Origin of the sequence: Shewanella sp. BJSY2023SW001, assembly GCF_047314685.1 — a bacterium.
Lineage (GTDB): Bacteria > Pseudomonadota > Gammaproteobacteria > Enterobacterales > Shewanellaceae > Shewanella > Shewanella indica.
This window is the reverse complement of the sequence record NZ_JBKORF010000057.1, coordinates 99,833-106,869: the sequence shown is the minus strand read 5'-3', so window position 1 is coordinate 106,869 and position 7,037 is coordinate 99,833. Positions and strand designations below refer to the sequence as shown.

Below are 7,037 nucleotides of genomic sequence, written 5' to 3'. Positions count from 1 at the left end.
GGTTCTGGGCAAGCAAGGTACGGGCGCGATTGTCAGCCTGGTTGAGAGAAAAAGTAAGCTGTACCTGATACGCAAAGTGCCAGCGAAAAGCGCAGCCGATGTGGCCCGGGCAATGGTTGGCATGCTGTGGAAATATCGAAGTTATGTTCGAACTATCACTGCGGACAACGGCAGCGAGTTCTGTGACCACGAACAGGTCGCAGAAAAGCTTAAAACGGATGTCTACTTCGCTAACCCTTATTCGTCCTGGGAACGCGGACTGAATGAAAACTTCAACGGTTTGCTGCGGCAATACATACGGAAAGGCACCGATTTGCGGACGGTAACAGATAGGCAAATTAGTGAGATTGAACGGGCATTAAATGCCAGACCGAGAAAGTGCCTCGGCTTCAGGCAACCTATTGCGGTATTCAATGAATTACGCAAGGCAGCCTAATTTAGCGAGTGGTGCACTTCGGAGTTGAATTCGCGAGCTATTCAACTAACTCATTGTGGATTAATCTTTATTACCTTTTGGCAGTGACCTTTACCCCGAATCTAGGGAATCCCCAGATAATTCCCTTTTTATTCAATTCAGTAGACACGCATGGTGTTGATTTATCTAATTGATTTCGCCAAAAAACTACCAGATCCAACACCATGCGTGATGTCCACATCTTACACGATTTACTCAAAAAGCAATGCCCGCAAATACATCAAAAACGGCTTAATTCTCTGATGGTTGCTACAGAAGCGTTACTTGATGGCAACCAATTGTCACTGACTCAGCTTGGTCGCAATATCTCTGGTGCGGTGGCGCCAAAGCACAACATCAAACGGATAGACAGGCTACTCGGCAACCCGCATCTACACTCTGATAAATTCGCTATTTATCAATGGCATGCAAAGTTACTCTGTGCAGCTAATCCCATGCCGGTAATCCTCATTGATTGGTCTGATGTCCGTGAACAACTGCGGATGATGACATTGCGAGCCTCTGTCAGTGTGCAAGGGCGCTCGATTACCCTGTATGAGCGTACTTTCAAGTTTGCCGACTATAATGCTCCCCGCAGCCATAACGCCTTCTTGGCTGAGTTGGCACAGGTGCTGCCGTCCCATGTGTGTCCACTGATTGTCACCGATGCGGGTTACCGCAATACCTGGTTTCGGGAGGTGGAACGATATGGTTGGTTTTGGCTTGGCCGTGTCCGTGGGGATGTCGGCTTTCTCCTGGCCAATCATGCCCAATGGCAGTTGAATAAGTCGCTTTATCCCTCCGCCACGGCGAAAGCCCGACATATTGGTTACGTAAAACTGGGACGAAAATCGCCTATGTGCTGTCATTTACATCTGTACAAGGCTGCGCCGAAATATCGAGCCGACAAGCGGTCATCCAAAGCAGGACGCAATCATACGGCACAACAAAGTTACCGTCTTGGCAGTAAAGAGCCTTGGTTACTGGCAACCAACTTGCCTACGGAGGCGTTCTCGTCAACGCAGGTGGTCAAACTTTATGCCAGACGGATGCAGATAGAAGAAACCTTTCGCGACCTCAAAAGTCCCCAATACGGCATGGGACTCAGACAAAGCCGCAGTCGTTGTCCACGCCGTTATGATGTGTTGTTGCTGATAGCTTTGTTGGCAGAAATCCTGCTTTGGTGCATCGGTCTGGCTGCCAGGCATCTGGGATGGCAGCGGAGATTTCAAGCCAATACGATACGTGACAGAAACGTGCTATCTGTGCTCAGACTCGGCAAAGAAGTGAGACGACGTCCGGAATACTCAATCAAAGAATCGCATTTTCGCTGGGCTTGGGGTGAATTTCTTAAACTGGTTAACACCTCTGGGAGGCCCGAATTATGAGGGGATCCTCCAGACCCCGAATTTAAGACCATGACATTGATGAGATTTCCAATACACTAGAGCCAATGGAGATCTCAACATGAAGAAACGTTACACCGAAGAACAATCATCAAGGCCATCAAACAGCATGAGGCACCAGCGAATATCTCCCCTGAACGCCAGATTTGTACCTGGCCAAGACTGGCTTAAACTTAAAGAAATGGCCAACGCCGAGTAAAAGGAGATGCATCATGCGTACCCGACAAATCCTCTGTCCGGTCGACTTCTCTGAAGAATCCGAACACGCCCTGGAATATGCCATAGAGTTGGCGGCGCTCTATAAAGTGAAGCTGAGGCTGCTGCATGTGATAAGCAAAGCCTATGGCGAAGACATTACCACTCTACCCCATCACGAAGAGAACTTCGGCATAGTGGCCGTGACCCAAGCGCAGTTACAGCAACATATGCAGGCCTATGCTTCAGAAAAAATACAAGCTCTGTTGCAGCAGTTGCATCCAGAGCAGCAGCTCGAGGTGCTTATCCGCCGCGGCAGCGCTGCCGGCCAAATCCTCGAAGAGGCCGAGAGCGCCGATGTGGGCATGATAGTTATCGGCTGTCATCAACGCACTGCGCTGGCCCATTGGCTGCTGCCCAGTGTCGCCGAGGAGATTATCAACAAGGCCAAGTGCCCTGTGATGGTAGTAAAGTAACCTTATCGGCTCAGAGTTTCACTTCACTGTAAGTGGTCCAGGCCAGCAAATTACCCATCTGCGGCACTATCCAGACCGCTGTCTTGTGATCCTGATAGACCCGGAAGTAGTAGATCTCCTCATCACGGATATCGTCTTTACGGATCTCGCGGTAGAAGTGCATCGCTGAGTCACTGACATTGTCCGGCTTGATGAGCTCTTTCTGATTCACTTTCACCTGGAACACATCCACCAAGGTGCCGGAAATCTCAGTGCGGTACTGGTGAAAATGGCCCCGCAGTTGATACTTTATCGGTGTGGTGATGCAATCCTGATCGGTAACACAAGCCGATGAATAAAACTGCCCCGAGTCTTTATTGTCGTAAACCAAGGATAGGCTGAGATCGGTACGCACCAAGAGTTCACCGGCAACCGGGAAATAGATATCCGCATGGTAGTTGTGCTCCACCAATTCGGCATTGTCTACCGCCGGTGGCAAAATAATACGGTTGTAGCGGATCCGTCGCTCCATCTCCTTACTCAGGGGCACAAACTCCTTCATGCTAAGACCGGCAGGTTTGGGATCTATGGCGGTGATATTGATGATACCATCGCCGTCACAGCCGGTTTCATCGGCACTGGGACAGATGGCAAAGGAGTAATTACGCCCATCCGAAGAGGCATAAGCGCTGAAATGCTTCAATCCGGGGATAAGATTTCCCTCAGGCGCCAGATGCTTTTGCCACATGGAAGGATGCAGCTGCTTGGCCTCATCACTGTAAAACAACTGCGCCGAGGCCAGCGTGCCGCCCACATTCAAAGGCAACTGCTTGTCGGCCCGCCAATGGCTCACCTGCTTGACCATCTCATGATAGTCACTGTAGTACCAGAAGAAGCCCACCAGCCCCAACAACAACAAAATCCCCAGGAGCTTTATCTTGAGCGACACACTCACCAAGGCAGTGCGGATAGCTTCACCATCTGAGATAGCCAGCATATGCACGTGCGACTGCTCGGAAATATTCAGCTGATAGCCACGGCGGGCAACCGTCTTGAGCTGAATTTCAGGATAGGGTTCCAGCTTTTTTCTGAGAATACTGATGCATTGAGTCAGAGAGGTCAGCGCCACCACCCGCTCCGGCCAACCTACAGCCAGCAATTCTTCTTTTCCAAACACGTTTCCCGGGGCAGACAACAGGTGTGACAATACCTGAGCCTCAGAAAACGACAGGACGATTTCTGAACCATCGCGTTGATCCAGCAAGTGTTTTGCCTTGGTATCCAACGCCAAATAGGGAGTCAGCTGTTGCATTGTCACTCCGAAAAGTCACTCCAGAAGATTTGACTGCCCCCATCAATGGGGGCCTGAGGATAGGTTATGAGTTTAACCTGAGTGCAACAGATAGAATGTGACAGCTATATCAATTAACAATTTGTTTTTGTTAAACAAAAAATATCTAATACAGCAGACTCCAATAGCAGATTTACAGTAGTCGACGCTGAAAACTGTAGCGGCACAGCCAAGATAACAACAACAGCCAGCCAAAGAGTATTCCCAGTAACCAGGGCCAGGTCGGCACACCACTGGCCAAGCCCAGAAAACTTTGATTGAGCAGCCGAAACACACTGGCCGGGTTCAGCAGCATCAGCCACTGCAATCCCGCCTGACCAAGGGTATCGGCCGCTACCACGGCCAATACCAACAAGGCCAGATCATAGAGCAGCACTAGCAGCAGCCAAAGCAGCATTAGCAGCGCCAGTGCCTGAGCCTTCTGTTTAACCTGCATGCTGACCCAGTAGCCTAACAGCATAAACACCAACCCGAGCAACCAGGCGCTGGCCAGTAAGAGGGTAAGAGCCGCGGGTAACTCAACTGTACGGTATTCCTGAGCCAATAGCGGCAGTAACCCCAAAGGCAAGCCAAACCCCAGCAACAAAGCCAGCAGCAAGGCGCCGCCCTGCCCCATCAGTTTACCGGCCAACCACTGACTGCGGCTCAAAGGGTAAGTCAGCAGTAATAATAAGGTGCCGGCTTCGGCCTCCCCCACCACGGCATCGAAACTCAATAGCAGCGCCAGCAGCGGCACCAGAAAAACGCTTAAGGTTAAAAGAGAATTGAACAGCTGCGGCAGTACCTGCCAGCGAAACTCACCGCCTAAGGCTCCGGCGCCGAAAATAACTGCCGCCGCCAACAAGGCAAACAAGCAGCAAGCCGTTTGCAGCCAGCGGCTCCGCAGGCAATCTTTAAACTCTTTGGCGGCTACGATAAATAACGGATTAGGCCGCTGAGATGTCAATGCTTCATTTTCTCTGACCAGTTGCATCAGGCGGCCTCCCCGAATCTTTTGGGCGCAACATTTCGGCGATTTGAGTCAGACGGCGCCATAAAATGATGAAATAGTTCACCGAGCGAGGCCGGAGGCAACTGAAAGTCAAAGCAGCGGTATTGCTCCGTCAGTACGGCTATCGCATCCGGCACGCTGGCCTTAGCCAGTTTCAACCGGCCAGCGGAAAAACTCGGCCCCAGCACGGGATCGCCACTGAGCTCCAGCCGAGATGGCAACAGGATCTCTTGTGGTAAGTCAGCCTCTTGCCTCAGGTTATCCAAGCTTCCCAACGCCCGCATCCGGCCATTTGCCAACATGAGCGCCAAATCAAGATGCGGCTCAACCAAAGCCAGCTCATGGGTGCAAACCACTATGGTGCAGCCCTGCTGTTTCAGCGCCGCCAATTGAGCATACATGAGCGCCGAGGCCGAGGGGTCCAGGCCTACTGTCGGTTCATCGAGCAACAGTAATCTGGGGCGGCTCAGTAGTGCCTGCGCCAACCCAAGCCGCTGTCTTTGCCCCTTGGAGCACTGTCCCAACCTGCGTTTCACCAAGCCATCCAGTTCAAACTCAACCAGCAGCTCTTTGACCCTGGCCGCGTCTATACCCTTGAGCCCGGCAAAATAATTCAGCAGTTCGCCCAAAGGCATATTGTCGTAGAAACTGACATTCTCCGGCAGATACCCCACCTGCATAGGGCTTTCACCGGCGGCCTTACCGAGAATCTTCAGCTCGCCACCGGCGGGTTTAAGCAGCCCCAACAGCAGTTTGATCAGGGTCGATTTGCCGGCACCATTATGGCCCAGCAGCGCCAGTAACTTACCCTGGGGCAGCTGCAAACTGATATTCTCCAGCACAGGCCTGTCGCCACGAACATAGGCCAGTTGCCGACAATCAATGCTGGGCATAGCGGGTCTCCTCGTCACTCGGTTGCGAATTGGTTGTCATTTCTCGCTTCGTCTGAATCTCAATGGGTTGCAGCAAAGGAAAACTGTCGCGAATGCCGATATCCTCGGCCAGAGCCAACTGGCGCTGCAGCCAGCGCAGCAGGAGCACCACTGGGCTGTCCATCAACCATCTGGCCTCTGGATAAAGCCAAAACAGCCTGTCCAGGGCATCGTTGGGCAGATAGGGAGTATCACCTATGTCATCACCATCGAGATCCCAGCCCTGATAACTGCTCCAATAATTACCCTGTCCCATAAGGCTCCACTCCTGCGACTTACTGCCGACGTAACGCACCTGAGTCAGATTGTTTTCTATGTTGTTGCGCCACAGGCTATTACCTTCACCGCCCAAAGCGACACTTATGCCGGTATCACTGTCACTGAAATGGTTATGGCTGATGCGGTTGTCGGCGGCACCATAGATAAACAGCCCCTTACCTTCACTGGCAATAGCGGGATCGCCCTTGGGGTTATGAATAGTGGTCACCCGGTTATGATGCACCTCGCTCTGCTGAGTCACATTGAGCAAGATACCAAAATCGATTGCGGCGCTGACTTGATTATGTTCCAGGGTGATCCCCTTGGAGCTCATCAGCGCATAGCCACCCTGTAACCATTTGGCGTTGTTGTTCCAGGCGCTGTCATTGCGGGTGTACATGTAGTGAATGCCATATTGCTGGCGGCTGAATTGATTGTGGCTGACCTGGCTGGCGTCGACGTTTTCCAGATAAATACCGTCGCGCACCGAAGCTATCTGATTGTGGTGCAGTTCGGGGGCCTCAACATATTTGAGAAAGATGCCGTCACCTCTGTCCAGCAGATAACGCCTGTCGTCACCGCTGATACGGCAATATTCCACTTCCGGACGCTTGAGCTGCTCGCCATGAATGCCAAATCCAGGCCCAGACAGCTCAAGCTGCAACAAGCGGACATCATCGGCCCCCGGCAACAGACGCACCCCGGAATCATGTTCATAGAGATCGCTGCCCCAGTTACGTATCTCAAGCCCCTGCAGGCGCACGCCTGCAGCCTTGATGGTCACGGCGCTACCTTTACCACCGGCATCGATTATAGTGCCGGGCTCGCCGACAATGGCGATCGCCTTGTCGATCATCAGCGGCCCCACATACTCGGCGGCAGAGAGAGTCAGTACCTCGCCTTCTCTCAGTGCATCTATACGTGCCTGCAGCGGGTTTTGGCTGCCAAGGCAGCCAAACGAGAGCAGCATCAGGGCCAGCAGAGTGCGTAACATC

7 protein-coding genes are annotated in these 7,037 nt (G+C 52.2%); 3 read left to right on the top strand and 4 right to left on the bottom strand.

What is annotated here, in order from left to right; translation table 11 throughout:
• From ACMHXH_RS13845 to ACMHXH_RS13835, 3 genes are all read left to right on the top strand, one after another.
• Window positions 1-436, top strand: a 436-nt coding sequence (locus tag ACMHXH_RS13845) for an IS30 family transposase (protein ID WP_413737912.1), incomplete at its 5' end; no start/stop codon positions are given.
• Between the two features lie 203 nt (window positions 437-639).
• On the top strand, window positions 640-1,842 hold the full coding sequence (locus ACMHXH_RS13840) for an IS4 family transposase (protein ID WP_335912385.1): 1,203 nt from the start codon (window positions 640-642) through the stop codon (window positions 1,840-1,842).
• A 230-nt stretch (window positions 1,843-2,072) separates the two neighbouring features.
• On the top strand, window positions 2,073-2,531 hold the full coding sequence (locus ACMHXH_RS13835) for a universal stress protein (RefSeq protein ID WP_144360896.1): 459 nt from the start codon (window positions 2,073-2,075) through the stop codon (window positions 2,529-2,531).
• A gap of 10 nt (window positions 2,532-2,541) precedes the next feature.
• Here ACMHXH_RS13835 and ACMHXH_RS13830 read toward each other — a convergent pair whose 3' ends face one another.
• From ACMHXH_RS13830 to nosD, 4 genes are all read right to left on the bottom strand, one after another.
• Window positions 2,542-3,822, bottom strand: a complete 1,281-nt coding sequence (locus tag ACMHXH_RS13830) for a winged helix-turn-helix domain-containing protein (protein WP_071475494.1) — start codon at window positions 3,820-3,822, stop codon at window positions 2,542-2,544.
• 172 nt (window positions 3,823-3,994) lie between these two features.
• Window positions 3,995-4,834, bottom strand: coding sequence for an ABC transporter permease subunit (locus tag ACMHXH_RS13825; protein WP_335912383.1), 840 nt, complete (start codon window positions 4,832-4,834; stop codon window positions 3,995-3,997).
• On the bottom strand, window positions 4,834-5,745 hold the full coding sequence (locus tag ACMHXH_RS13820; protein WP_052248298.1) for an ABC transporter ATP-binding protein: 912 nt from the start codon (window positions 5,743-5,745) through the stop codon (window positions 4,834-4,836). Before ACMHXH_RS13820 ends, ACMHXH_RS13825 begins: the two co-directional genes overlap by 1 nt.
• Entirely contained in the window at window positions 5,732-7,036 is a 1,305-nt protein-coding gene (gene nosD / locus ACMHXH_RS13815; RefSeq protein WP_071475496.1) for a nitrous oxide reductase family maturation protein NosD, read from the bottom strand. Before nosD ends, ACMHXH_RS13820 begins: the two co-directional genes overlap by 14 nt.
• Window position 7,037 lies beyond the last annotated feature (1 nt).